The 23,451-nt window shown below is 65.9% G+C and carries 26 protein-coding genes; 7 read left to right on the top strand and 19 right to left on the bottom strand.

Translation table 11 applies throughout. The features are described 5' to 3' along the window. Positions 1–18: 18 nt before the first annotated feature. Complete coding sequence (locus tag LOC59_RS00790; RefSeq protein WP_227895885.1) at positions 19–468, bottom strand: Lrp/AsnC family transcriptional regulator; 450 nt, start codon at positions 466–468, stop codon at positions 19–21. An 81-nt stretch (positions 469–549) separates the two neighbouring features. Between LOC59_RS00790 and LOC59_RS00795 the strand changes: the two genes are divergently transcribed. Further along, entirely contained in the window at positions 550–1,260 is a 711-nt protein-coding gene (locus LOC59_RS00795) for a LysE family translocator (RefSeq protein ID WP_227916775.1), read from the top strand. Positions 1,261–1,306: 46 nt separating this feature from the next. Beyond that, on the top strand, positions 1,307–1,906 hold the full coding sequence (locus LOC59_RS00800; protein ID WP_227916774.1) for an antibiotic biosynthesis monooxygenase: 600 nt from the start codon (positions 1,307–1,309) through the stop codon (positions 1,904–1,906). 65 nt (positions 1,907–1,971) lie between these two features. On the opposite strand, the gene LOC59_RS00805 is transcribed toward LOC59_RS00800, so the two are convergent. Genes LOC59_RS00805 through LOC59_RS00815 form a run of 3 tightly spaced genes read right to left on the bottom strand, consistent with a single transcriptional unit; the run spans position 1,972 to position 3,966 of the window. Further along, complete coding sequence (locus LOC59_RS00805; protein ID WP_229970203.1) at positions 1,972–2,952, bottom strand: permease prefix domain 1-containing protein; 981 nt, start codon at positions 2,950–2,952, stop codon at positions 1,972–1,974. Beyond that, positions 2,949–3,287 (bottom strand): PadR family transcriptional regulator, encoded by a 339-nt coding sequence (locus tag LOC59_RS00810; protein ID WP_227895881.1) that lies wholly within the window; start codon positions 3,285–3,287, stop codon positions 2,949–2,951. Before LOC59_RS00810 ends, LOC59_RS00805 begins: the two co-directional genes overlap by 4 nt. Before the next feature lie 49 nt (positions 3,288–3,336). Next, on the bottom strand, positions 3,337–3,966 hold the full coding sequence (locus tag LOC59_RS00815) for a GyrI-like domain-containing protein (RefSeq protein WP_227895880.1): 630 nt from the start codon (positions 3,964–3,966) through the stop codon (positions 3,337–3,339). 108 nt (positions 3,967–4,074) lie between these two features. Here LOC59_RS00815 and LOC59_RS00820 point away from each other — a divergent pair, with 108 nt between their 5' ends. Beyond that, complete coding sequence (locus LOC59_RS00820; protein ID WP_229970205.1) at positions 4,075–4,779, top strand: NUDIX hydrolase; 705 nt, start codon at positions 4,075–4,077, stop codon at positions 4,777–4,779. Here the strand turns inward: LOC59_RS00820 and LOC59_RS00825 are convergent. The 3 genes from LOC59_RS00825 to LOC59_RS00835 form a co-directional block, all read right to left on the bottom strand. Then, entirely contained in the window at positions 4,776–6,029 is a 1,254-nt protein-coding gene (locus LOC59_RS00825) for an MFS transporter (RefSeq protein ID WP_229970207.1), read from the bottom strand. The two genes, LOC59_RS00820 and LOC59_RS00825, sit on opposite strands and share 4 nt — an antisense overlap. 112 nt (positions 6,030–6,141) lie before the next feature. Then, positions 6,142–6,396, bottom strand: coding sequence for a hypothetical protein (locus LOC59_RS00830; RefSeq protein WP_227895877.1), 255 nt, complete (start codon positions 6,394–6,396; stop codon positions 6,142–6,144). Positions 6,397–6,488: 92 nt separating this feature from the next. Next, entirely contained in the window at positions 6,489–6,986 is a 498-nt protein-coding gene (locus tag LOC59_RS00835; RefSeq protein WP_227895876.1) for a MarR family winged helix-turn-helix transcriptional regulator, read from the bottom strand. Between the two features lie 169 nt (positions 6,987–7,155). On the opposite strand from LOC59_RS00835, the gene LOC59_RS00840 reads away from it, so the two are divergent. Continuing rightward, positions 7,156–7,410: a hypothetical protein gene (locus tag LOC59_RS00840; protein ID WP_227895875.1), complete on the top strand. Its 255-nt coding sequence runs from the start codon at positions 7,156–7,158 to the stop codon at positions 7,408–7,410. An 18-nt stretch (positions 7,411–7,428) separates the two neighbouring features. Here LOC59_RS00840 and LOC59_RS00845 read toward each other — a convergent pair whose 3' ends face one another. The 6 genes from LOC59_RS00845 to fepB are packed head-to-tail and all read right to left on the bottom strand — an operon-like array spanning position 7,429 to position 13,621. Further along, positions 7,429–8,790, bottom strand: a complete 1,362-nt coding sequence (locus LOC59_RS00845; protein ID WP_227916769.1) for an enterochelin esterase domain-containing protein — start codon at positions 8,788–8,790, stop codon at positions 7,429–7,431. Continuing rightward, positions 8,780–9,646, bottom strand: coding sequence for a siderophore-interacting protein (locus LOC59_RS00850; RefSeq protein ID WP_229970208.1), 867 nt, complete (start codon positions 9,644–9,646; stop codon positions 8,780–8,782). Before LOC59_RS00850 ends, LOC59_RS00845 begins: the two co-directional genes overlap by 11 nt. Further along, positions 9,643–10,518, bottom strand: a complete 876-nt coding sequence (locus tag LOC59_RS00855; RefSeq protein ID WP_227916767.1) for an ABC transporter ATP-binding protein — start codon at positions 10,516–10,518, stop codon at positions 9,643–9,645. The genes LOC59_RS00850 and LOC59_RS00855 overlap by 4 nt, the downstream gene beginning before the upstream one ends. Positions 10,519–10,520: 2 nt before the next feature. Beyond that, positions 10,521–11,564, bottom strand: a complete 1,044-nt coding sequence (locus LOC59_RS00860; RefSeq protein WP_227895871.1) for a FecCD family ABC transporter permease — start codon at positions 11,562–11,564, stop codon at positions 10,521–10,523. Further along, positions 11,561–12,580: a FecCD family ABC transporter permease gene (locus LOC59_RS00865; RefSeq protein ID WP_227916766.1), complete on the bottom strand. Its 1,020-nt coding sequence runs from the start codon at positions 12,578–12,580 to the stop codon at positions 11,561–11,563. The genes LOC59_RS00860 and LOC59_RS00865 overlap by 4 nt, the downstream gene beginning before the upstream one ends. A 36-nt stretch (positions 12,581–12,616) precedes the next feature. Then, positions 12,617–13,621, bottom strand: coding sequence for a Fe2+-enterobactin ABC transporter substrate-binding protein (gene fepB, locus LOC59_RS00870; protein WP_229970210.1), 1,005 nt, complete (start codon positions 13,619–13,621; stop codon positions 12,617–12,619). A gap of 212 nt (positions 13,622–13,833) precedes the next feature. On the opposite strand from fepB, the gene LOC59_RS00875 reads away from it, so the two are divergent. From LOC59_RS00875 to LOC59_RS00885, 3 genes are all read left to right on the top strand, one after another. After that, on the top strand, positions 13,834–14,733 hold the full coding sequence (locus LOC59_RS00875; RefSeq protein ID WP_227916764.1) for an alpha/beta hydrolase family protein: 900 nt from the start codon (positions 13,834–13,836) through the stop codon (positions 14,731–14,733). Beyond that, a complete protein-coding gene (locus LOC59_RS00880; RefSeq protein ID WP_227895867.1) occupies positions 14,730–15,161 on the top strand; it encodes a MarR family winged helix-turn-helix transcriptional regulator in 432 nt (143 codons plus the stop codon). The genes LOC59_RS00875 and LOC59_RS00880 overlap by 4 nt, the downstream gene beginning before the upstream one ends. Before the next feature lie 222 nt (positions 15,162–15,383). Next, positions 15,384–18,668, top strand: coding sequence for a DUF5979 domain-containing protein (locus tag LOC59_RS00885; protein WP_229970211.1), 3,285 nt, complete (start codon positions 15,384–15,386; stop codon positions 18,666–18,668). 39 nt (positions 18,669–18,707) lie between these two features. Here the strand turns inward: LOC59_RS00885 and LOC59_RS00890 are convergent, their stop codons facing one another. From LOC59_RS00890 to LOC59_RS00915, 6 genes are all read right to left on the bottom strand, one after another. After that, entirely contained in the window at positions 18,708–19,025 is a 318-nt protein-coding gene (locus LOC59_RS00890; RefSeq protein ID WP_227895865.1) for a hypothetical protein, read from the bottom strand. 151 nt (positions 19,026–19,176) lie between these two features. Continuing rightward, entirely contained in the window at positions 19,177–19,347 is a 171-nt protein-coding gene (locus tag LOC59_RS00895) for a hypothetical protein (RefSeq protein ID WP_227895864.1), read from the bottom strand. A 205-nt stretch (positions 19,348–19,552) separates the two neighbouring features. Continuing rightward, on the bottom strand, positions 19,553–20,011 hold the full coding sequence (locus LOC59_RS00900) for a DoxX family protein (RefSeq protein ID WP_227916762.1): 459 nt from the start codon (positions 20,009–20,011) through the stop codon (positions 19,553–19,555). A gap of 56 nt (positions 20,012–20,067) precedes the next feature. Beyond that, positions 20,068–20,898 (bottom strand): aldo/keto reductase, encoded by an 831-nt coding sequence (locus LOC59_RS00905; protein ID WP_227916761.1) that lies wholly within the window; start codon positions 20,896–20,898, stop codon positions 20,068–20,070. An 89-nt stretch (positions 20,899–20,987) separates the two neighbouring features. Next, positions 20,988–22,421 carry a hypothetical protein gene (locus LOC59_RS00910; protein ID WP_229970213.1) on the bottom strand — a complete coding sequence of 478 codons (1,434 nt, stop codon included), beginning with the start codon at positions 22,419–22,421 and terminating at the stop codon, positions 20,988–20,990. A 65-nt stretch (positions 22,422–22,486) separates the two neighbouring features. Then, positions 22,487–23,446, bottom strand: coding sequence for a PaaX family transcriptional regulator (locus LOC59_RS00915; RefSeq protein ID WP_227916759.1), 960 nt, complete (start codon positions 23,444–23,446; stop codon positions 22,487–22,489). Between the last annotated feature and the right edge of the window lie 5 nt (positions 23,447–23,451).

Here is a 23,451-nt window from a genome sequence, read left to right on the forward strand (position 1 = left end):
CCCGGCAGCGGCCGGGAATCACAGCGGAAGGGCCCCTTCTTCCTTCAGCGTCTTCATCACGATCGTGCTGGTCAGTTTTTCCACACCGGGCAGCTCGACCAGGACTTCGTCATAGAACTGCTGGTAGGCCTGGAGGTCGGCGGCGACGACCTTCAGCAGGAAGTCGGGGTTGCCAAAGAGACGGTCCGCCGCCACGATCTGCCCGCTGCGGCCCACCTCCTCTTCGAACGCGAGCATGTGGGCCCGGTCCCGGAGCGTGACGAACACCAGCGCCTGGAAGCCGAGCCCAACAGCGGCCGGATCCACGACGGCACGGTAGCCGGTCAGCACGCCCCGGCGTTCGAGTTCCTTGATGCGCCGGTGGCACGGAGCCACGGTCAGGCCCACTTCGGCCGCCAGCGCGGTGGCAGACATTCGCCCGTCCTTTTGGAGAAGGCGCAAAATTTCCCGGTCAATGGCATCGGTCACGCAAGAATCTTATCTTTACGGTGCTGATGGAGGTATTTATGGGTCAGCACTTTTCGCGGCCGGATCCCTAGGCTGGAGCTCATGGAATTTCAGCAGCTCGCAGGCTTCGCGGCCGTCTCTGTTACCTTGGCCATGACGCCGGGCGCTGACTGGGCCTACTGCATCTCGTCAGGGCTGCGGGCCCGCCGGGTCGCCCCGGCCGTCGCGGGACTCTGCGCTGGCTATCTTTTCCACACCGCCCTGATCGTGGCCGGGCTGGCCGCCGTCATCGCGGCGACGCCGCAGCTGCTGACCGGCCTGACCCTTTTGGGTGCGGCCTATCTGTTGTGGCTCGGGGTTGCCACCATCCGAACCTGGCGCTCGGCCGGATTCACGGCGGACACGACGACGGCGCCCGCTCCCGGTGGAGCAGCTCCCGCTCCGGTTACGGCGGAAGGCAGTGTGGCACTCCTGACCCGGCCGGCGCCGCCGCGCTCCGACACCCGGCGGGACTTCCTGAAGGGCCTCGGAACCAGCGGCACCAACCCCAAAGCGCTGCTGCTGTACCTGGCCCTGATCCCGCAGTTCGTCGACCCCGGCGCCGCCCTCGCCGTGCCGCTGCAGACACTGGTCCTGGGGTTGTCCCACTTTGCCGTGTCCATCGTCGTCTACACGTGTGTATCCCTGGCCGCCCGCCGGCTGCTGCGTTCGCGGCCCGCCGGCGCCCGCGCCGTCACCCTGGGCAGCGGCATCATCATGGTGTGCCTGTCCTTGGTGCTGCTCGCCGAACAAGCCGCCTCGCTGCTGGCCTGAAACGCCGATTCGTCCCCGCCGAACCCCCGACCCGATACTGGAAAGCATGACATCACAGCACACTGACACCCTTCCGGCCCGGGGGCCGGAGGCGGTGACGGTCTCCATCACCCGGCGGGTCGATCCCCGCCGTGTGTCCGAGGCCACCCACTGGGTCCAGGAGGGCGTCAACCTCGCCAACACCTGGCCCGGGTTCCTTGGCTCCGGATGGGTCCGCGCCTCCGCCACCTCCGATGAATGGCACATGCTCTACCGCTTCTCCGACGCCGCTGCGCTGGACGCGTGGGAGCACTCCGAACCACGCCGGTCCTGGCTCGAACGGGGCCGGGACATGGTGGAAGACCGCACCGTCACCCGCCGCACCGGCATCGAAGGCTGGTTCGACGCGCCGTCGTCCACCACTGACCTTCAAGCTCCGGTAAAGCCGCCGCGCTGGAAGCAGGCCGTGGCCATCTGGCTGGGCTTCTTCCCGGTAAACCTGGCTTTCACCTGGCTGGTTGCCGTCGCCGTTCCCGGCTGGGACGAAGTCCTGATGCCGCTTCGCGTCTTCATCACGACGGCGATCCTCACCCCGATCATGGCCTACTGGGTGCTGCCCTGGGTCACCGGCCTGCTGCAGCCGTGGCTGCAGCGCCGGCGTTCCTGACAAAACGCAGATAGAACGACGGCGCCGCCCGGGACTTATTCCCGGGCGGCGCCGTCGTGGTTTAACTACCGGACGCCAGCAGGAACCGGCGCCGGCCGGCTGGACTTCCAGGCCTTAAGGAAGCCGTCGCCGATGTCCCATAGGCTGATAAACAGGACCAGCGCGGCCGTGATGCCGGCGATCCAGGCGGAGGCATCCGGCGCCCAGTCCACGTTGGCAAGGAACGCCCAGTCGAAGACCTGTTCCGTGGCCAGCAGCCAGAGTACGGGCACCATGAACGCCAGCGCCAGGACCGTGTTGACCACCGCGAAGGCATACGTCCACCGCCCGGCCAGGTACAGCACGACGGTGAAGCCCGCCTCGATGACCAGCAGGATGATCACGTACGGAAGCCAGAAACTCCAGAGGCTTTCCTGCAGGACCAGCACCGGTTCACCGTTCAGGTACAGCATCGAACCGATCCGCTGCCAGAGGAGCAGGCCGATAAAGAACGCGATGAAGACCACCGTGGTGATGGTGTCGCCGAGGGACACCTGGGACTTCCGCGGAACCTGGGGGAGCATGGCGGGCGACCACGGCTGCAGCCCCAGATCCTTCCGGCGGGTGCCGTTGAACTGGATGATCGCGAAGACCAGCGTCACCCAGAAACCCAGGTGCACCAGGACGTTGATCGCGGTGCTGATCGCTGCTCCGAAGGCCCCGGCGGGGTCGCCGGGCTCAAGGGCCATTCGCACCACGACCGAGCCTACGAAGGAAAACGGAGTGATGATGATGGCCAGGGTCTTGAGCAGCCGCCACCAGTCCAGGAACAGGTCCGGTCCGATCAGGTACAGCGGCCGGCCGCTGTACTGCGCGGCAAGGCGGGCCGGATCCCCGAGTTCGGTGAGAACCGCGGTTTCGGCGTCGGCAGGTGCCTGTCCGCCCTCCACCCGCGCTTCGACGTCGTCGGTGATGGAGCCGCGCAGTTCGCGTTCGATGTCGCCGCGCTGCCCCTCAGGGATTGAGCGCAGCGCCGCAAAGACATAACGGTCAGTGAGGGTACTCATGATGGTTGTCCTTCGTTGAGCTGGCGGATGGAGGCATGCAGGGCTTCCCAGTCCTTCAACAGGGCCTGAAGCAGCTCGATGCCGTGCTCGCTGGTGGTGTAGAACTTCCGCGGACGTGCCTCTTCGGTATCCCAGGAACTGGTCAGCAGTCCCTGTTTTTCAAGGCGGCGCAGCAGCGGGTAGAGCGTATTGGCTTCCACGCCGAAACCGGCCCGTTCCAGTGCTTCGAGCAGGCCGTAGCCGTAGCCGGGTTGTTTAAGGATGGAGAGGCAGGCCAGCACCACGGTTCCTCGGCGCAGTTCCTGGAGATGTCCACCCAGCAGTTCTTGGTCCATGACTCACACTATGGTGTGTCACGCACAACATTGCAATAGGTAGATTGTTTTATTTGCGGCGAACGGGCTGGCGCAAGATGGTTTTCAGCTTCTCGGGGGCGGTGCGCCGCGGATCGCTGAGGTAGATCTCGTGATGGTCGCCATTGAAGTCCAGCTGGTTTGAGGGCATGAATTCATGGTGCAGCCGCGCCAGGACCGGTGCCTCGTCGTCGTAGGAGCCGACGTGCAGGACCTGCACGGAGAGGCCTTCCTCCAGTTCCAGCCAACGGATTTTTCCCGTATCCAGCCCTTTCTTAACCCGGACCTCGGCGGCGGCTTCGGCGGCCATCTCCTGGCTGATCCACTCCGGCTGGCTGATCAGCATGGTCCAGTCCCAGGAGTCCTTGTTTCCCTGTACAAAGACCTCCGGGTTATCCGCGCGCCACAACCCTTCCAATGGGCCGACCACTGCGTCCTGCCCGGTCCTGCGGCGAACCGAGAACTTCAGCGTGTAGCCCACTGAGTAGAGCGCCTCCAGTGCAGCGGCATATTCCGGGGAGGTGTTGGGGTTTCCGTGGCCGTCCACGGCCAGGAACTGCTGGGTGGGAACCTCGACCAGCGTGAAGGTCCGCCCGGGTGCGTACAGTTCCCGCTCTGCCTTTTTAACGTCGTACTTGGGTTTGCTTCCGGCTGGGTCCATGACTGTGCCTCCTGGGAGTCCATCAAAGTCCTGCTGCTGCCCCGGGGCAAGGCGGCAGGCCCGGGTTCGCTACGATCCAAGGAGCAACAACTTTGGAACAGGGGAGCTATGACACTGGTAGGGACAGCCGCAACCGTGGTGCTGCTTCGGGACGGGAAGTCAGGGTTGGAAGTCCTCCTGCTGGAACGGCCGCGGCACACGGGCACGTTTGCCGGTGCCTGGGTTTTCCCCGGCGGCCGGGTGGATCCGGAGGACTACGACGCCGCCGGATCCGTGCCGCCGGACCTGCAGGCCGAGCCGCGGAGCCCGGAAGCGGACCTGCCCGCCGCGAGGATCGCCGGAGTGCGGGAGACCGTTGAGGAGACCGGCCTGGTGCTGGCGCCGGATTCGCTGGTGGAACTTTCCTGCTGGGTGCCGCCGCTGCAGGCACCCAAACGACTGCGCACATGGTTCTTCCTGGCGCCGGCGCCGGCAGGTGATATCAGGCTGAACCCCGGCGAGCTGATCGATTACGCCTGGCTGACGCCGGCCGATGCCCTCCAGCTGCACCGCGGGGGCAAGATGCTCCTGGTGGCTCCGACCTTCGTCACGCTGACGTTGCTGCAGCAGTTCCAGGACGTTGCGGCCGTACTTGAGCACGCTGCGGCCGCCGTACCGCAGACCTTCAGCAGCCGCCTGCTGGACGGGTACGAACCGGACGCCGTCATTGCCTGGCACGGCGATGAAGAGTACCCCGCCGATGATGCCGGGCAGCCCGGGAACCGGCATCGCCTGGTGATGCGCGGCAGCGACTGGCGCTACGAGCGGACCTAGGGTCCGGCCGGCGCAGCGGGCCGCTGCCGGGGCTGCTCGGGAAGAACCCGGTCGCGGCCGGCGAGGAACGCCATGGCGCAGGCCAGCCCCATAATGCCGGCGCTGGCCGCCAGCGGAACGGTCCAGTCACCGGTGAGGTCATACAGGAAGCCAAAGAGCACCGGCCCCGCGGCTCCGATTGCGTAGCCCACAGACTGTGCCATGCCGGAGAGCGCTGCCGCTTGGACATGGTTGGTAGTACGCAGGCTGAACAGGGACAGGGCCGTCACAATCATGCTGCCGCAGCCCGAAGCGCTCACAACCACCCACGCCAGGGACAGTCCGGGTGCGGCCAGCAGCCCCAGGAAACCGGCCATGGCCAGCAGGCTGCCCACCATGCCCAGCAGGCGCTGGTCGGCAAAACGCCCGAGGACCGCGCCGGTCAGCAGGGATGACACGGTGCCTACCACCAGGAACGCGGAGACGTGCAGTCCGGAAACGGTCTCAGAAATGCCCTGGTCCCGTTCGATGCTGGGCAGCCAGGTGGTCACCACAAAGAACCCCACGGACTGAAAGCCCATGAACAGGGTCACCTGCCAGCCAAGCAGCGTCTTCCAGGGGGAGCGGAACCGCACCGGCGCGGACGGTTCATTTGCAGCGGATCCGGATGCGCCGCCGTCGTTCGTTCCGCGTTTCAGGCCCGGGAGAAGTATGGCCATGGCGATCAGCGCCAGCCCGGCCCAGAGGCCCAGCGCCAGGCGCCAGCCGGAACCGGGGATCAGGGAAACAGGAACGACGACGGCGGCGCCCAGGGCAGTGACGAGGCTTTGGGCAGCAATGTAGAGGCCCGTGAGCTGGCTGACCTTCCCGGGGAAATCACGCTTGATCAGGGAGGGAAGCAGCACGTTGAGGAAGGCAATGGCGATGCCGACCAGGACGGTGCCGGTCCAGAGTGCGGTGGGAACCGGCATGGACCGGAAGACGGTGCCGGCAGCCAGAAGGGCCAGTGAGAGCCACAGGGCGCGGTCCAGCCCGGTCCGGAGCGCAATTGCCGGAGCGAGTGGGGAAAACAGCGCAAAGGCGACAAGGGGCAATCCGGTGAGGAGCCCGGATTGTGCGCTGCTGAAGTCGAATTCACGGCCAATATCTGCGAGCAGCGGCCCTACCGAAACGAACGCGACCCGCAGGTTGATCCCGATGAGCAGGACTCCGGTGAGGGCCAGGCCCACGCGTACGGGAGGCGTGGACCTCGCCCGGTTCGAAACCGTCACTCTTATCCCCCGCCCGTCGACTCTGTGCTCCAAGTCACGTTAGCGCGGTCAAGGGCATTGGTGTAGCTGGCGTGTTTTATGACGGTTGCGTGGATACTGCGCAGCTGGATGCTTACGGGTTGGGTGTGGAGCCCTCAGCTGACATTTTCTCGACCTGTTCGGTAGTCAGGCCGGCAACGGCGGCGATACTCCCCGTCTCAAGGCCCTCGCTGACGGCGGACTGCACGAGGTCGGTAAGAACCTGTTCGGCCCGGTCCACTGCCCACTGCTGTGCCTCCAGGTTGGAGGCAGCCATGGCGAGGGTGGAGAGGGCGTCTTCGTCCGGGGCAGGGTAAGAAGGCTCCTGCTGTGGATCTATGACGGTCATAGGACTGCATCCTTCGATAGGTAGGCTAGCAACTAGCTAGACAGGCTATTTATAAACCAAGTTGCCTGCCTTGTACAGTTTGGAGACCTATCCTACCTGTCGTCCTCCAGTACCCGGGTCATTTCCTGCAGGAATCGGGTAATGGTTGCTGCCTCCTCAGGGGTCAGTGATTCGGCGGTGTCCAGCATTTTTCGGTGCATTTTGCCAAGGGTTTCACGCACCTCATGGTCTGCGTTCTCTGTTGGAATGATCTCCAAGGCGCGCCGGTCCGTAGGATGTGGCCGCCGGACCAGGTATCCGCCCTTCTGCAAGCGGTCAATGAGGGCCGTGGTGGATGCCGTGGAGATGTTCAGGACACGGGACAGGTCCTTGGGGCCGATGGAATGGCCGGCTTGGCGGGCCTGCATGACAAAGCGGATGGCCAGGAGGTCCGTCTCGTTCATGCGCATCGAATCGCGGGTGCGGCGACGCATGGCGGCTTCGGCTGCGCGGTAGGCGCGGAGGGCGTTGAGTACGTCGACGCCGCCGGCGGTCTCAGGTGCCTGGCTGTACCAGTAGCCTGCACCTGTAGGGTTCGCGGTTTCAGGCATGCGCACAAGTCTAGCCCAGCGGAATACTAGGCTTCCTATTTACTCCGGCAATATTTCAGCGGCAGGTAAGAAGGCTGATGATCTACGCTGTTAATCCAGCCAATACCGGTAGGCGGCACCTAGCATGCTGTCCGGCAACGAACCCGAAGCTGCGAAGGAGAATGGGCACATGGCCATGTCACATGACGGTCCGGCAATTCCCGAAGCGAACGAGGAAGACACCCTGGAGCAGCAGCTGCCGGCAGAGCCGGACCCCGCTGAGGACAGCGGAGCTGCAGAGGAAGTCCAGCCGCACGGAGATCCGCTGTTCCCCGGCGGCTCCGAGGCTGACCGGCTGGAGCAGGCGCGCGACGGCGGTGCGCCCGACGGCGAGGAAGACTATCCGCGCGACTCAGGCCCGGAGTACCCCGAAGACGCCCCGTAGCGGACCTGCCCCTGGCTCTCAATCCGCCAGGACTGCCGCGAGGCCGCGGATCAGCCAGGGATGCCACCAGGCCCAGTCATGGCCGCCCGTAACGGACCGGAAGTCCGTATCCACTCCGCTTTCCGCCAGGGCGGCGTGGAGTGCCCGGGCCGGTGCATGGATGCTCGGCTCATAACACCCGGCCTGCAGGCGCACCCGGATCCTGCCGGCTGCCTCCAGCAGAGGCTGGTCCAGGTCATACCGCCACAGCGACGGTGACTGGGCCAGGGCCGTGGCCGCCGTCCCCGGGAAACGTGCCACCTGCCACAAGGCAGCCAGTCCTCCGTAGCTGGCGCCCGAGATGACTGTGTGCAGCGGGTCCGGCGAGAGGTGCAGGGATCGGCGCAGTTCAGGGATGAGATCACAAGCGGCGAAGTCCACGCTCCCCGTCGGACCGGAGAGTTCGCGCGAGCGGGTGGGCACATCCACGGAGTCCACCATGGCGACGTGCAGCGGGGGCAGGATGCCCGCGTCGATCGCCGCGTCCAGCGTGCCGGCGAGGTTTTGGTATTTTGCCCACACCTGTCCGTCATGCAGCACGAGCAGCGGGGTTGGCGCGGCCAGGGGCACGCGCGGACGGTAGAGCCAGACGTTGCGCATCCGTCCGGTATGCCGGTCGCGGACACGGCGCAGTTCCAAACTTCGCACAAAGTCGCCCAGGACATGCCGCGGACCGGAGGTCCTGCCGCCGGCCCAGCAGCGGCCCTGTGGAAGCAGACCCGCGGCACTGTCGTCACCCATGATGCTGGTGCCGGCGGAAGCAGCTGGAACGGGCGTGGCCAGCCAGGGGGCGGGCGGCGCGGCGGGCAGCCGCAGCACCGACGTTGCCGCTCCTGACATGCCGGTGGACAGCACCGAGTTCCGGGGGTCCGGTCCTCCGGCATCGGCAGCCAGGCGAACTCCGCGTCGGTCCGCGGCTGTACGCCAGGGCGGGGTGCCCGTTCCGGTGTGCACAGTAATCCGGTAGCTCGCTTCCCAGGAAGCCGGCATTTGCCAGGTGAGCGCCCAGAGTCCGTCGGGCAGGGCCTCGAACTCGCAGGCGCCGAGTGTGTCGGGATGCACCATCGCGTTTGCAGACAGGATCACCGCGGCTGCCGCGGAGTTCCGGTAGAGGAACGTGACGGCACGGACGTCCGGGTCGCCGTCGGGGTCGTCTTCAATAAGTGGCAGCGCGCGAGTGTCCCAGCCTGCCTGAAGCTGCTGCTGCTCCGGTGCAGAGAGGGTTTCCCAGTGCGTGCGGAAGTAACCCGTCAGGACACGGATGCGGGCAGGGGGCTGGGGGACGGGCTCCCTCGGGGCAGGGAAGTCCCGTTCCACCGCGGCTGCAGGGCTAATGGCCATTGGCGGGTGCGTGGTGGCGGCGGGGTTCTGCCTGGCCCGGAAGGACAGTATCCAGTTCCCCGTCCACCCGGTCATGGTCGGTAGCCCGGCCGTAGGTTACTTCGTCGATTCCGCGGTTCCAGTAGCCGATAATCAGTTGCTGCCGCCGCGGGAAAGCGCATTCCTTCAGGTGGCTGCGGGCGAAGCGGACGACGGCGGATTCCGCCGACACCCACACCTCCACCTGCCCGGCGGCCAGCTCAGCGGCGGGGAACTCCACCGCAGCCAGTGCATCCGACAGCAGGGTGGTGGTCCCCGGAGCTGCTCCGCGCCGGTGCAGCCAGCGCAGCTCCACACCCTGGGGAGCAGCAAGGTCCTGTTCCTCCTCCGGTCCCGCCACCTCAATGAGGGCCAGTCCGCGCTGCTGCGGGCCAAAACGTTCCAGCGTGCCGGCGATCGCAGGCAGGGCCGTTTCGTCACCGGCGAGCAATACCCAGTCAGCTTCGCCCACCACCACGCCACCGCCGGCGAGGGCAGCAATCTGGTCGCCGGGCGCCGCGGACTCGGCCCAGGAAGCGGCAACGGAAGTTCCGCTGTGCCGGACAAAGTCCACGCTCATCGTGGAGGCATCGTCCGCCAGGCTGCGGACGGTGTAAGTGCGTACCCGTTCACGCTGGCCCGGTTTCCACACCCAGCCGCGCTCACCGCGTTCGGGAAGGTCAAGGGGCTGGCCCGGGACAGGAAAATAGAGCTTGACGTTGGGAAGATGGGCGCCGGCGTTCACGTAGCCGGCAACGCCGGGGCCGCCGAAGTGGACCCTCCGCATACGAGGTGTCACGTCTTCGACGCGTTCGACGGTGAGTACATGGCCGCTCATGCGCTGGCTCCTTCGGTAAGCGATGCTGGAACACCCGCTGCGCTGCGGGTTGCTGAGGTGTCCGGGTATCCGGGTTCCATGGGCACAACCAGTGGTCCTCCCGTTGCCGGATCGGAAATGACCACCGCGTCGATCCCGTAGATCTCCTTCATGAGTTCCGGGGTGGCGATCTCCACCGGGGTGCCCTGGGCCACGATCCGTCCGTCCTTCATGGCGATCACGTGGTCGGCAAAGCGGAAGGCCATGCCGAGCTCATGCAGTACGGTTACCAGCGTGTAATTGCCGGTCCGGTGCAGGGTGCGGCACAGCCGCAGGACCTCCAGCTGATGGGAAATGTCCAGGAAGGTGGTCGGTTCATCCAGCAGCAGCACGGGGGTGTCCTGCGCCAGGACCAGTGCCAGCCAGACCCGCTGGCGCTGTCCGCCCGAAAGCTCGCCCACCGTGCGGTCAGCCAGGTCCTGCACTCCCGTGGCTTCCATCGCCGCGTAAACGGCTTTCTGGTCAGCGTCGGACCACTGGCGCAGCAGGGACTGGTGCGGGAAGCGCCCGCGGGCCACCAGATCGGCCACGGTGATGCCGTCCGGTGCCGTCGAACTCTGCGGCAGCAGGGCCAGCCGGCGGGCCACTTCCCGGGTTGGGTAGGACTCGATGTCCTTCCCCTGCAGGAACACATGTCCGGCCGCGGGCTTCAGCAGCCGGGACAAGGCACGGAGCAGCGTCGACTTGCCGCAGGCATTCGGTCCGATGATGGCCGTGAAGGAGCCGGGCGGGATCCTCACATCCAGGTGTTCGGAGACCGTTCGGCCTTCGTAGCCGATGGTGAGGCCGCGGCCGGAGAGGACGTCTTCCATGGGATTCTCCTTGGTGGACATGGTCAGACCTGCTTGCTGCGGGTCAGGAGCCAGAGCAGGTACACGCCGCCAACCAAGCCTGTCATCAGCCCGATTGGCACCGCTGCCTGAATGGGAAGGCGCTGCGAGAGAAGGTCTGATCCGGCTACCAGGACGGCACCCATCAAGGCCCCTGTGCCGATATGGACGCCGGGAGAGCGCGTGAGCCGGGATGCGAGCTGCGGAGCGGCGAGAGCCACAAAGACAATTGGCCCGGCGGCCGCAGTCGCCACGGCCGTGAGTCCCACAGCGGCGGCCATGGCCAGGATGCGGGTACGTTCGGTGCGGATCCCCAGGGCGCGTGCGGCGTCGTCGCCCATCTCCATCTGGTTCAGGCTCCGGGACAGCACCAGCAGCACCGGGAGCAGGAGCGCGACGGCGACAAGCACCGGCACCGCGTGCCCCCAGTTGCGTGCAGCCAGGGAGCCGGAAAGCCACAGGTGGGCTTCCGCGGCGAGGTCGGAGTCGCCCTTGGCCAGCAGGATGGTGTTCACGGCGGCGAGCATGGCGCCGACTCCGATGCCGATCAGGACCAGGCGGTAGCCGCCGGTGACGCCGCCGCTCAGCGAGAGCAGGTAGACAATTCCGGCAGCCAGCAGGCCGCCCGCTACCGCGGCGAGTGCGGTAGCGCCGGGTCCGGCGTCGAACAGCACGATCTGCGCCACCGCCCCGGTGGCCGCACCGGTGGTGAACCCGATGATGTCCGGAGAGCCCAGCGCGTTGCGGGAGATGGACTGGAAGGTGGCACCGGCGGCGCCGAGGCACGCTCCGACACCCAGGGCGGTGACGGTGCGGGGCAGCCGGATCTTCTGCACCACCTTCAGGGTTTTGTCCTCGCCCTGGCCGAAGATTGCACCGAACACGTCGCCGAAGGCCAGGGCGATCGTACCGGTCTGCATGCCCGCAATGCCGAGTGCGGCAGCGGCTGCGGCGAGGATGACGCCGGTCACGAGGGTCCGGCGGCGGTAGCGGAGCCGCACCGGGCCCAGGGAAAGGGTGCGGGTCGGAGCGGTTTTGGAGATTCTCACAGCTTTGCCAGCCTCCGCCGGCGGGCCAGGGCAATAAAGAAGGGAGCGCCAACCAGAGCGCTCATGACTCCGGCGCCGATCTCCGCCGGCGCGGCCACGAGGCGCCCGGTGATGTCCGCGAAGAGGAGCAGCAGGGCGCCGAAGAGCATGGACAGCGGCAGCAGCCGACGGTGGCTGGGTCCTGTGATCATCCGGGCAATGTGCGGAGCGGCCAGCCCGAGAAAGGCGATGGGGCCGGCCGCAGCGGTGGCAGCGCCGGCCAGGACGAGGATGGCGAGGGCCCCGAGGACCCAGGTGGTGCGGATCCGGACTCCCAAGGTCCTGCCCAGGTCCGTCCCGAGGGACAGGGAGTCCAGGCTCTGGGAGAGCGGCAGGGCTGCCAGTACGGCGATCAGGCAGGCACCCAGCACCCAGGGAAGCACGTCGTACCCGCGGCCCTGCAGCGAGCCGGAGGCCCAGGCAGCGTAAGCCGTGATGGTTTCATCCGGACCGCCGATCAGGATGATTTTCGTTCCCGCGCCCAGCATGACTGACAGCCCCGCCCCGGCCAGTACCAGGCGCACCGGATTCGTCCCGGCGTCGTGCGCACGTCCCAGCAGGTAAACCAGTACCGAGGTGGCCGCTGCACCCGCGAAGCCCAGCCACATGTACTCATACGGGGACCTCATATTGAAGAAGCCCAGTCCAATGGCCACCGCGAAGGCGGCGCCGGCGTTGACGCCCAGCAGACCGGGTTCGGCAAGCGGATTGCGGGTCAGCGCCTGCATCAGGGCGCCGGCCAGGCCCAGGGCCGCGCCGACCGTGATGGCCAGGAAGGTGCGGGGCAGGCGGAGCTCACGAACCAGCAGGTGGGTGTCGCGGGTCGGATCGAAGGCGGTGAGCGCAGCCCACGTGTCCGCCAGCGGGATGGTCCGGGACCCGGAGGCGAAGCTGGCGAACGCCAGCAGCACCAGCAGGGCCAGGCCGAGGGCCCAGGTGCTTGCCTGCCGGTGCTGCGTGCGCGGTGTTTGGAACACGTGCTGCGTTTCTTTTGCCGGTTAGCCGGGTGGGGGCTACTTCGCCGTGAAGGACGTGTTGAACCAGTCCACGATGTCACTGGCGCTGAAGTAATCCAGGCGGAAGGATTCGGGTCCCATGGAGTAGACCTGGCCGGACTGGACGGACGGCAGGTTCGACAGAGTCGGATCGGCGGTGAACTCTTCCACCGTCTTCTCGGTGGAGCTGATCAGGAAGGTGTAGTCGCCGGTCACAGAGGCAGAGAGGCCTTCGTATGACGTGAAGGCGAAGTCTTCACGCTTCTGCGTGGAGGTGTCGTACTGCTCATCCGGTTCAGCCACGGTGAAACCCAGGGCGGTCAGCAGCTGGGAGTGCGGGCCGGTGCCCTTGCCCACGGGGGAGACGTCGCCGGCGTTGTAGCTGACGATCGAGGCTGTGGTGCCTTCTTCGATGGCCAGGTTCTCAGCGGCGGCGGCAACTGAGGCATCAAACTCTTCCACTACGGAGGCAGCTTTGTCTTCCAGCCCCGTGGCCTCGCCCAGCTCCACGGCCAGGTCCTGCCAGGTCTGGTCGCCGTAGTTGACCACAATGGTGGGTGCGATCTCGCTCAGGGCATCGTACTGGTCCAGCACGGAATCGGCGCCGGAGGTGGAAACAACAATCAGGTCCGGGGCTTCGGCGATGACGGCTTCAAGGTCCAGTTCGCCGATCGTGTAGAGCGGCTCCACACCGCGTTCGACGGCGACGTCGGCCCACTGGGAGAAGAAACCGTTTTCGTCGGCGGTGCCGCCGCGGGCCTTGCTCACGGACGTGGCAGTGACCGGGGCGTCGATGGCCAAGAGGGTGCCGGTGACGGACAGGGACGTGGAGGCGATGCTCTCCGGTTTGGCTTCAATGACGGTCTCGCCGGCTTCGTGCGTGATAGTCCGCGGCCACTCAGCGGAGGCTGCCGGGCTGCCCGTGGACTCGGCCTCGGCGGAGCCGCTGCAGGAGCTGACGGTAAGGGCTACTGCCGCGGCAGCAGCAACGGCCAGGGCCTTTTTGGGCAGGGGAAAGCGCACGAGGTACTCCTTGAATGCGGGTCCCGACTGGGACAGGCGGTGCTTAAGTGGCAATTGTCGCGGACAACCGCGGCATGGTTAGCCTAGCCTAAGCACGGGCGAATTACGCAACGTTACTATTCGCTAATCGTCCGACGAGTGTATGGCTGCCAAGTGAAGCTCTTGAAGCGCTCCTATGGTGCTCGCGCCGGGTCCCGTGTAGGTTATTTCGCATGCGAAATATTGATGTCCGGGACGTCCGGACGGAACAGGCGATGATCGCCGTGGGGGCCGGCGGCACGATCAGCGGGACGCTGCACTTTCCCCTCGAAGGAGTTCCCCGGGCCGCCGTCGCCGTCCATCCGGCCACCGCCGTTCCACAGCGGCTGTACAACGGATTCGCGCAGTACCTGGCAGCCGAAGGATTCGCCGTCCTGTCCTACGACTACCGGGGCACCGGTGAGTCCGGTAAGGCCAGGGACAACCGGGGCCTCCGCATGCGCGATTGGATGGACGACGACGTCCCCGCCGCTGCCGCCTGGCTGCGGGAACGCTTTCCGGAACTGCCGCACGTTGCGGTGGGACACAGTCTGGGCGGGCACGCGCTCGCGCTGGGCAACGGCGGCGCGGACCTCCGCGGCTTCATCACGGTGGCCTCTCATGCAGGGGTCTCCCGTTCCATCCCGGACCGTGCCGAGCGCGCCCGGGTGGAACTGATCCTGCGCGTGCTGGGACCCGGCGCGGCCCGGGTCCTGGGGTACGTTCCCGGACGCAGGATGGGATTGGGCGAGGACATGCCGGCCGCCGCGATGCTGGAGTGGAGCAAATGGTCCCGCACGCCGGGCTACTTCTTTGACGACCCCACCATGCATGCCCGGGAACGGACGGCACGGGTGCGGACCAGTGTGCTGTGCATAGGGCTCGACGACGATCCCTGGGCCACGCCGGCGCAGATCGGCGTGATTGCCCGGCAGCTGGTGAACGCCAAGGTTGAGACCAGGACCTACTCTCCGGCAGATGCCGGCGTGGGGGCAATCGGGCACATGGGTTATTTCCGCCGTGGTCCCGGTGCCGTGCTGTGGCCCGACGCAGCGGCCTGGCTGGCTGCCCGGGCCGGGAAGTCCCGGTCATGAACCCCGACGGCGGTGAGCCGCCCCGGCTGGTTTTCCTCACCCTGGAAGCGGAGCGCCGCCTGGCCCGCTGGATCAGCAACCGCGGACGTAAACGCGGCATAAGCGCTCCCGCGGCCGGGGTACTGTTCCACGTCGCTGCAGCGCCCGAGGCGACTACCGGCGAAGTTGCCGCAGCGATTCACGGATCAGCCGCAGGCACCTCCGGCCTGCTGGCACGGATGGAGCAATCCGGGCTGGTCATCCGGAAGCCCGACCCGGCTGACCGGCGGACCATCCGGGTTGCCCTTGGCCCGTCGGGTGAGGCCGCCATGGCGGACATCCGGGAAGCCATCACCGAGCTCAACGACCTGATCACTGAGGGCTTCACCGCGGAGGAACTCGCAACGGTGGCGCGCTGGCTGCGGCATGTCTCCCGCTCCGTGGGGTAATCAGCAGCGTGTGGGGTGAGCGGAGGGTTATTCGGACTTAGGAGAGTGGGATCAGCCGTCCCCTCTGGTGGCCGGCCGAACCGGGGATTAGCCTCGGCGGCCAGGGGTGGTTGCAGCAGTCCCGTGTCACGCGGGACGCACCGCCTGATCTCGCACCTGAGGGGAAATATGAATACCCAGAAGTTTCCTGCCCGCCGGAGAGCAACCCATTCGCGCCTGAGGATGAGGGGCCTTGTAGGGTTTGTCCTCGCCCTGCTGCTGCTTCTTCCTTTCGCCGGCCCGGTCCACGCGCGCCTGGACCAGCCAGTGCGGAACGACCCGGTCGGAATCACGGACAGGACGGACATAGTCATTACGGCGCTGGGCGACGGGCGCGCGGTGAACGGAGCACTGCCGCCGGTAGGGGCAACCTGGCCAATCACGTCCTATCCGACGTCGGTCCCCCAGGGGTACACCACCGAAAACGTTGATTTTGCCGGAATCATCAACACCCAGGATGCCCAGGGCACTACAAGTGCGCAGATGTACTGCATCGATTTGCGTACCAGCACACGGGTAGGGATCGGGTACGAGAACGGGACCTGGACTGAGGCCAACGTTCCCAATATCGGCTACGTCGAACGCATCCTGAACACGTACTATCCCTCCAGTAACCTGCCGGCAGCACAGGACAACAACCGCCGTGCAGCGGCGGTCCAGGCTGCCATCTGGTTCTTCACCGACGGCTACGTTGTGCGGCGTACTGACCCCATTTATCCGCTGGTCGCGCAGGTCGTCAACGAGACGATCGCTGCCGGGCCGCAGGCCGAACCGCCCGCACCGGATATCTCCATCACCCCCGCCACTGCGGAAGCCTCCGTCAACGGGGTCGCCGGGCCGTACACGGTTACCGCCCAGGAAGGTGCTGATATCACCGTCAGCACCGCGGACGGTTTCACTCTCTACGCAGACGCCGCCGGAACGGTGCCGCTCACCAATCCTGTCACTTCCGGTACACAGGTGTGGGTGCGCAGCGACGCCGGGAACACCGGACCTGCGGACATCCTTGCCCAGGCGGCGGTGACAGTCCCCACCGGCAACGTGTATCTCTACGACAACGCCACCCCCGGAACCACCCAGGCGCAGAAGCTCATCCTGGCCGCCACCCGGACCCTGACCTCCAACGCCAACGCATCGGCGTCGTTCTTCGAGGTCGGATCCCTGGCAGTCACCAAGACCATTGCCGGCGAGGCCGCCGGCAGCCAGGGCGCAGTTGTCATAAACATCGATTGCGGACCGGGCTACCAGTTCACGTTCAATATCGATGAAGGCACCACGGAACCCACCAGCCAGACATTTAACGAGATTCCCGTGGGCTCCACCTGCACCATCACTGAGCCCACGAACGGCGAGACGGAAACCGTAGCGGTGACCACGGTCCCGCCCGACCCGGTAGCCATCACTGCCGGGACAACCGCAACCGCCACCGTCGCCAACACCTACACCTTTCTCCCGGGCACCCTGGCGGTAACCAAGACCATCGCCGGTGAGGCAGCCGGCGCCCAGGACGAAGTGGTCATCACTGTGGTTTGCACGTCCGGTGAAACCGAGGTGGTCAATGAAACGATCAACATTCCGGCCAACGCCACAGAAGTCACCCCCACTGAGTACGGGGACCTGCCAGCAGGCACCAGCTGCGTCGTCACGGAAACCAGCAGCGGAGAGACCGGCACCATCGCGGTGGAGACCATTGGAACGGGAACCTTCACCGTTCCGGCCGCCGGCAGCGTCGAAGCGGCCGTCACCAACACTTACACGTTCAGGACCGGTGTCCTGGCCGTCCGCAAGCTCATCGAGGGCGCCGCGGCCGGCCAGCAGGGCGAAGTGACACTCAGCGTGGTCTGCACCGGAGGCTCCACACTGAGCACAACAATCACCATCCCGGCCGGGGCGACCGAGACGGACCCGGAGGAATACCCCGGACTGATCGCGGGCACCAGCTGCGTAGTCACCGAGACAGCGAACGGATCGAGTACGGAGATCGGCGTCGAGACGGTATTCGATCCGGCGGGGGCTACCGTCATCATCCCTGTCGAGGGCGGCGTCGAGGTGACGGTCACGAATACCTATTCGGAGAATCCCGGGTCCCTGACCGTCAGTAAGGTCATTGCGGGGGCCTTTGCGGGGCAGCAGGGCGAAGTGCAGGTGGATATCCTCTGCCGGCTCGACGACGAGACCACCTTCAGCACCTCCATTACCATTGCGGCCGGGACCACGGATCCGACAACAGAAACCTTCGGTGATATTCCGGCCGGCAGCGAATGCGCCGTCACCGAGTCGTTGACGGGCGAGACCGAACAGATCGCGGTAGAGGTGGACCTTCCGGATTCCGTCGTCATTGCGCCCGGAGGAACGGGGACCGCCACCGTAACGAACACCTACACGGAGAAACCCGGCATCATCACGGTGTACAAGAACTTTGAGGGGCCGGCTGCCGGCAGCCAGGAGGCTGTCGAAATTCAAGTCACCTGCACCTTGGACGGAGCCACCGTTTTCGAGGAGACCTTCCAGGGGCCGGCGCAGGTGACCTCCCCGGTCTTCGGCCGCTATCTGAACGTACCGGCCGGAGCAGCCTGTGCCGTGACCGAGCTGGAGGATGGCAGCACCCCGGCCATCCTGGTGGAAACGGACCTTTCGGATCCGTTCACCGTTCCGGCCGGAGGCGAGGTCGAAGCCACGGTGATCAACACCTACACCTTCGCCCCCGGTGCAATCTCAGTTAGCAAGGTGATCGACGGCGAAGCCGCAGGAAACCAGGAGGAGGTCCAGCTGCGAACCGTCTGCATCCTGGACGGTGAAACGGTCCTGGATGAACCGTTCACCATTCCCGAACAGTCAACGGGGACCGTATCGACTGAGTACGCGGATCTGCCTGTGGGCGCTGAATGCGCCGTAACGGAAACACAAAACGGTGCCACGGAAACCATTGGCGTCAGAACCGTGCTGCCGGATCCCGTGACGATCGAGGCTGGGTCCGGAGTTGCAGTGGCGGTGACAAATACCTACTTCTTCAATCCTGGAACCCTTGTGGTCACGAAGCAGATCGCAGGTGCCGCAGCGGGCCAGCAGGGCGAAGTCGTACTGAACGTCATCTGCACGGTGGACGGCGAGACGGTCCTGGATGAAACGGTGACGGTCCCTGCCGGCGCCACGGGTGAGGTGACATCCACCTACGGGAACCTGGTACCCGGATCCGAGTGCGCGGTGACGGAAACAGCAACCGGAGTTACCACGGGGCTGGAAGTGAGCACCACGGTGCCTGACCCGGTGACCATTGCGGCCGCGGCTGGTTCGGAACTTCGGGTAGTCAACACCTACACGGCAACGTCCAAGCCTGCTCCGGCCAAGAAACGGCTTCCGTCCACTGGAGCAGAGTTCACCGGCGGATTCCTAGCCATGGGAGCGGGGCTGATCGCCCTGGGTGGATTGGGTGTGGCTGCTGCTAACCGCCGCCGCGGCCGGAACTAACACCCCGGGCAAAGATTGAGCGGCCGGTAACCCGGCCGCTCAATCTTTGCCCGGCTCCTCCTGGTCCCTTTCCCGGGCATCCGGTTCGGCACCGAACCGGCGGTTGACGCCCGATCCGTGGCCCATGGAATCAGGATTGGGTTTGCCAGCGAGGATCATCAGCGAGAACGTGGCAAGGCAAACGATGAAGGCAATGCATCCGGCAGCGAGGCCGAGCTGCCAGCGGAATTCGTTCTCTGCCCCGCCCGTGGAAACCACCGCCGTCGTAATGGCAACGAATGCTGCGATAACGCCGGACGCGATGACGGGGACGTTGCCGTAATCCGGTCCCGTGGGCTTGCGTTGGGTCCCAGCCATGCGATCAGCTCCTGGACGTTGTACCGCCGTGCTGTGCAGTTCCTTGGTATACAGTTCCTTGGCTTGCCGCGATTCTTCCACTGCACCCGGAGAGCTGAAAGTCCCGCAGACAATTCATCTGCGGGACTTCGGGATTCAGCCGGGCCGGAGCCTAGGCTGAGGCCGGAGCTGCTTCGACAGCAGCGCCCAGGGACGGAGCAGTCTCAAAGCTCATTTCAACGGCGGAGACGCCGCCCGCCACGAGGGCAGAAGCGATTGCGATGCCCGTGAGGAGGGCTGTTGTCCGCTTGGTGGTTCCACGCGTGGACCTTGTCTGGAACATAGGTCCTCCTTTCGATGGTCATGAGTGGGGGATTTCGGCGGCGTGCAAGGGCGCGCCAACCCCCACTCCCACTTAAAAGGCTAGGGAACCCGGGGGTCGCTTTGCATAACCCCCATCACATACCGCGCAGGCAAAGCCGTGGTGTTGCGCACATGATGCTGTGGCGGGCATCAAGTTCGACCACTGGGGCCGCGCACGCGCCCGGCTACTTCCGGCGGAGTGCAGTGCGCAGGGCCTGCCACTCGCCGGTGGACCACAGAGCCCAGATAACCAGCAGCGGCTGGAAAAAGAGCCGGACGAGCCGCTTCTGGTCGGTGTCCAGCCCGAATCCGTCCGTCTGCGTCACGTACTGCGAGACGTTGCCCGGGAAGATGGCGATGAAGAACGCTGCGGCGGCCAGCCCCACTGGTACCCGGCGGCTCGGCAGCGCGGTGAGCGCAGCCCCCAGGCCGATTTCGGCGATACCGGAAAGGATCACCACCAGGTCCTTGTCCATCGGCACCCAGCCGGGAACCTGGGCCTGGAACTCCTCCCGCGCGAAAGTGAGATGGCTGGTGCCGGCGAAGGCCAGGAAGAGCCCCAGGACGACGGCGGCGGCCCGGCGCGGGCGGCCGGTCTTTGGGGCGCGGCTGGTCAGGGCACGGAGCAGGGGGCTGCGGGACATGCCCCGACGCTAACAGCCTGCCCGCCGCCGGCAAAGCCTCGCCGCCGCAGGGCCGCTCAGTGGCCGAAGCTGTCTGAGTCCAGGATCCCGTCCTCCCCGGTATCCAGTGCGGAGAGGTCCGCTATCTCGGCTTCTTCCAAGGCGAAATCGAAGACCGCCAGGTTTTCTTCCAGGTGTGCCCGGGAGGATGCCTTCGGAATGGGCACCAGGCCCTGCTGCACGTGCCAGCGGAGGACAATCTGCCCTGGTGTGCGTTCGTACTTCGCGGCGAGCGCGGTGACGGACGGGTCCTTCAGCAGGCCGCCGTCCCTTCCCAGCGGGCTCCACGATTCGGTGACAATCCCCAGCCGGCTGTTGGCCTGCCGGGACGATTGACGGATGTGGCGCGGGTCCACCTGGATCTGGTTCAGGTCGGGAAGGACCCCGGCGTCGGCGAGACGCTGGAGGTGTGCCGGCTTGAAGTTCGAAACCCCGATGCCGCGCACCATTCCCTCGGCGAGCAGGTCGGCAATACCCTGGACGGCCTCGACGAACTGATCCTGGTCCGGGTTGGGCCAATGCACCATGAGCAGGTCGACGTACTCGGTGCCAAGCCGCTGGGCCGACGCGGAAAATGCCTCGCGGACGCCCTCCCGGGAGTGCCACCGCTTGTTGAACTTTGTGGTGATAACTACCTCGCTCCGGGCGATCCCGCTGCGCCGGATGCCCTCTCCCACACCGGCCTCGTTGCCGTAGTTTTCTGCCGTGTCGAAGAGCCTGTAACCTGCCTCAACGGCTGTGGCAACGGCGTCGGCCGTCTGTGCGTCGTCCATGGGCCAGGTGCCCATGCCCAGTGCGGGCAGTTCCAGCCCGTTGCGGAGCGGAATGGTGGGGGCGGTGCGGGGCATATGTGCTTCCTTTCACTGCGGCTTTCTTTCGTCTGAGCCTAGCCGCCCCCTCCGCCAGCACAACGAATCCGGCAGGTTCCCCCGCAGCCTTAGTTGCCTTCGGCACGTTCCGGACGCAGCATCCGGGGCGGCTGGAATGACGAGAAGGAACCACCCCTGCCGAGGTTGTCTTCCTTCGCGATCCGGTCAGCAAGGCGGTTGAGTGTGGCTGGATGCGCCAGGCTGGCCCAACGGCCGGAGTCCAGCCGCTGCTGCAGGGTGGTGACCATCGCCGCGATTTCAGCATCCGCAAAATTGCAGTGTCCCGGCCTGTCGACGAAAGCCTGCCGCAGGAAGGCGTTGTCCCCGTTTCGCCGCACCCGCTCGGCATATGTCCCCGCCTGGGTCACGGTTGGGGCGGTGTCTCCGGTCTCGTGGAGAGAAAGCACGGGGCCGTCAATATCCCCGAGGGGCGTGGCATTGGCCTGCATGTAGGCCACGGCAACAGGATCCGCGCTGACCCGCCCTGCGGTATTGACAGTCTTGAGGTCGTTGGCCAGGGAAATCCCTGCCTCTGCGTAGAGGGAACGGACCATCTTTGCCTGGCCGGACTGGTCCAGCGAGCGGGCATAATCGACCCCGGTGTTCCATGAGAAGTTGCCGCCGGCACGTTCTTCCAGGGGCTGCCTCGGTGAGATCACTCCGAACATGAAGGCTGCGTAAAGCTGTTCCTGCTGTGCAGCATAGTCACGGGGCGAAGGCTCCGGGGTGCCCGCCTGGGTCCAGGAGGGAAGTTGGGCGACGGCCGCAGCCAAGGCAATTCGCGCCCTTCCCGCGGGCGTTGCCTGTGCCTCGTCCAGCACTTCACGAAAGGCAGCCTGGCGGGTTGGTTCGTCCTGAACATCTACCAACTCCAACCGGTTGTCGCCTGGCGCAAGAAGCATCTTCAGGACAAAGGCACCGTCCAGGCTTCCGTTCAGCATGGGAATCGCACCGGCAACGGAGCCACACAGAGGCAGGGCGGCGTCGAACATCTGTGGATAAGCCTCCATATTCGCGACTGAAGTCAGCCCGCCCATGGATGAACCCCAGGAAACCACGAACTCGGGCTTGCCCAGTTCGGACTCCACCGCGTCGAGGAGCGCGGGCTGATTGCCGATGAGCCCCTCAACTCCCCAGCCGCCAGCTGCGGCAGTGCTGCCGGCGAGTGCATATCCATTGGACAGCAGCCACCCTCGGACGGTGGGATTGGGGGCAGCAGAAGCTTCGGGTGCTCCGCCGTACCCGGGATTCCACATCAGGACCGTTCCGTTCCACCGTGCGGGTTCGTGCAGGACATAGCGTCCGCCGCCGGGAAGGGTACCCCGCACCTCTGAAGCCGGTTCCTCGAACGCTGCGGCAGCCCGCTTCTCCGAGACAGGAACCGCGTGAGCAGGGGCAATCGCCGCCGATGCAGCGGTGACAGCGGCAACGATAAGTGCGGCGGAAAGAACCGACGGCCGCACCTTGGAGGCAAGTTTCGATGGGCGTTTTACGTGTGGCATGGGAGTTCCTGTCCGTGGTGCGCTATGCGCCGAAAGGCGGCACGGGTGGAATTCGAAGGGGGGGCTCAGTCCTTCGAGCGAAGCAGCGAGGCTGATGCCTCAAATGTGTGATGTGTGGCCAGAGCGGCCAACGACTCATCATGTGCGCGCAGGATCCTGCGGAAACCTGATTCCGCTGCCGGGCCCAGAGCGTCGTACAGGGCCGAACAAATTGCCACGGCGCGGTGCATGGGAAAGTCCCGGCCAAGTAGTTCGTGGGGGAGGCAGGGGTCCTCTCTGCGCAGGGTGCGCCAGTCGGCCATAATCGAGGTCCGAAGCTGGAGGACCGCGTCCCCCGGGCGGAGCCCTGAGCCCGGATCGGCGTGCAGGGCAACGTCTGCTCCAGTTTTCAGAGCGGCGGCAAACGGCTCCCAGCGTTCTATAAAGTCCGCGTAGCCTGTGGCCAGTGCCGGCAAACCAAACGCCGCCCGGACAGCATCCAGCCCTTCCCCGCCCGGGAGCCGGGCACCGGTGAATACCGTTAGCTGATCCGGACTCAGCAGCCCCGCCAGATGCGTCCTGAGGTTGTCCACAGACTCCAGGTGGTTGCCCGGGCGCACCCAAAGGGCATCGTAGAGATTGCCAAATCCGAGCTGCCGCAGTTGATCGCGCAGAACCCTCCGGGTTCCTTTCGCGTCCTCGGGGAGAGAATATCCAACCAAGGTCCAAGACCCGTCCCAGGCCTGGGGCAGGTGGCTCATGAACAGTGCGCGGACATGTGTGTTGACCCGGTCCCGGCTCATGGGCGACACGGCGTAGGAAGTCTGCCGTCCGGCTTTTGTCCCGACCAGGAAACCGCGCTGTGCCAGTCTTTGGACGGCCGCGCGTGCCCCGCTGGCAGTCACACCAAAGACCTGCAGCAAGTCCACGAGGGCGGCGGAGGGGATCGGCTCGCTGCGGGTATGCCAGTAGTCGCCCAGCAGTACGGCCAGCAGCTGCTGTGGGCGTGCGCCGGACTGAAAACGCGGCAGAGTGGGCGTAGGCATGGGTC

Origin of the sequence: Arthrobacter sp. zg-Y916 (assembly GCF_020907385.1) — a bacterium.
Taxonomy (GTDB): Bacteria; Actinomycetota; Actinomycetes; order Actinomycetales; family Micrococcaceae; genus Arthrobacter_B; species Arthrobacter_B caoxuetaonis.

Excerpts from the sequence above, each read along its gene's own strand:
- LOC59_RS00795 (WP_227916775.1), top strand. The coding sequence starts at position 550 with ATGGAATTTCAGCAGCTCGCAGGCTTCGCGGCCGTCTCTGTTACCTTG.
- LOC59_RS00800 (WP_227916774.1), top strand. The coding sequence starts at position 1,307 with ATGACATCACAGCACACTGACACCCTTCCGGCCCGGGGGCCGGAGGCG.
- LOC59_RS00805 (WP_229970203.1), bottom strand. The coding sequence starts at position 2,952 with ATGAGTACCCTCACTGACCGTTATGTCTTTGCGGCGCTGCGCTCAATC.
- LOC59_RS00810 (WP_227895881.1), bottom strand. The coding sequence starts at position 3,287 with ATGGACCAAGAACTGCTGGGTGGACATCTCCAGGAACTGCGCCGAGGA.
- LOC59_RS00815 (WP_227895880.1), bottom strand. The coding sequence starts at position 3,966 with ATGGACCCAGCCGGAAGCAAACCCAAGTACGACGTTAAAAAGGCAGAG.
- LOC59_RS00820 (WP_229970205.1), top strand. The coding sequence starts at position 4,075 with ATGACACTGGTAGGGACAGCCGCAACCGTGGTGCTGCTTCGGGACGGG.
- LOC59_RS00830 (WP_227895877.1), bottom strand. The coding sequence starts at position 6,396 with ATGACCGTCATAGATCCACAGCAGGAGCCTTCTTACCCTGCCCCGGAC.
- LOC59_RS00835 (WP_227895876.1), bottom strand. The coding sequence starts at position 6,986 with ATGCCTGAAACCGCGAACCCTACAGGTGCAGGCTACTGGTACAGCCAG.
- LOC59_RS00840 (WP_227895875.1), top strand. The coding sequence starts at position 7,156 with ATGGCCATGTCACATGACGGTCCGGCAATTCCCGAAGCGAACGAGGAA.
- LOC59_RS00845 (WP_227916769.1), bottom strand. The coding sequence starts at position 8,790 with ATGGCCATTAGCCCTGCAGCCGCGGTGGAACGGGACTTCCCTGCCCCG.
- LOC59_RS00850 (WP_229970208.1), bottom strand. The coding sequence starts at position 9,646 with ATGAGCGGCCATGTACTCACCGTCGAACGCGTCGAAGACGTGACACCT.
- LOC59_RS00855 (WP_227916767.1), bottom strand. The coding sequence starts at position 10,518 with ATGTCCACCAAGGAGAATCCCATGGAAGACGTCCTCTCCGGCCGCGGC.
- LOC59_RS00875 (WP_227916764.1), top strand. The coding sequence starts at position 13,834 with ATGCGAAATATTGATGTCCGGGACGTCCGGACGGAACAGGCGATGATC.
- LOC59_RS00880 (WP_227895867.1), top strand. The coding sequence starts at position 14,730 with ATGAACCCCGACGGCGGTGAGCCGCCCCGGCTGGTTTTCCTCACCCTG.
- LOC59_RS00885 (WP_229970211.1), top strand. The coding sequence starts at position 15,384 with ATGAGGGGCCTTGTAGGGTTTGTCCTCGCCCTGCTGCTGCTTCTTCCT.
- LOC59_RS00890 (WP_227895865.1), bottom strand. The coding sequence starts at position 19,025 with ATGGCTGGGACCCAACGCAAGCCCACGGGACCGGATTACGGCAACGTC.
- LOC59_RS00895 (WP_227895864.1), bottom strand. The coding sequence starts at position 19,347 with ATGTTCCAGACAAGGTCCACGCGTGGAACCACCAAGCGGACAACAGCC.
- LOC59_RS00900 (WP_227916762.1), bottom strand. The coding sequence starts at position 20,011 with ATGTCCCGCAGCCCCCTGCTCCGTGCCCTGACCAGCCGCGCCCCAAAG.
- LOC59_RS00905 (WP_227916761.1), bottom strand. The coding sequence starts at position 20,898 with ATGCCCCGCACCGCCCCCACCATTCCGCTCCGCAACGGGCTGGAACTG.
- LOC59_RS00910 (WP_229970213.1), bottom strand. The coding sequence starts at position 22,421 with ATGCCACACGTAAAACGCCCATCGAAACTTGCCTCCAAGGTGCGGCCG.
- LOC59_RS00915 (WP_227916759.1), bottom strand. The coding sequence starts at position 23,446 with ATGCCTACGCCCACTCTGCCGCGTTTTCAGTCCGGCGCACGCCCACAG.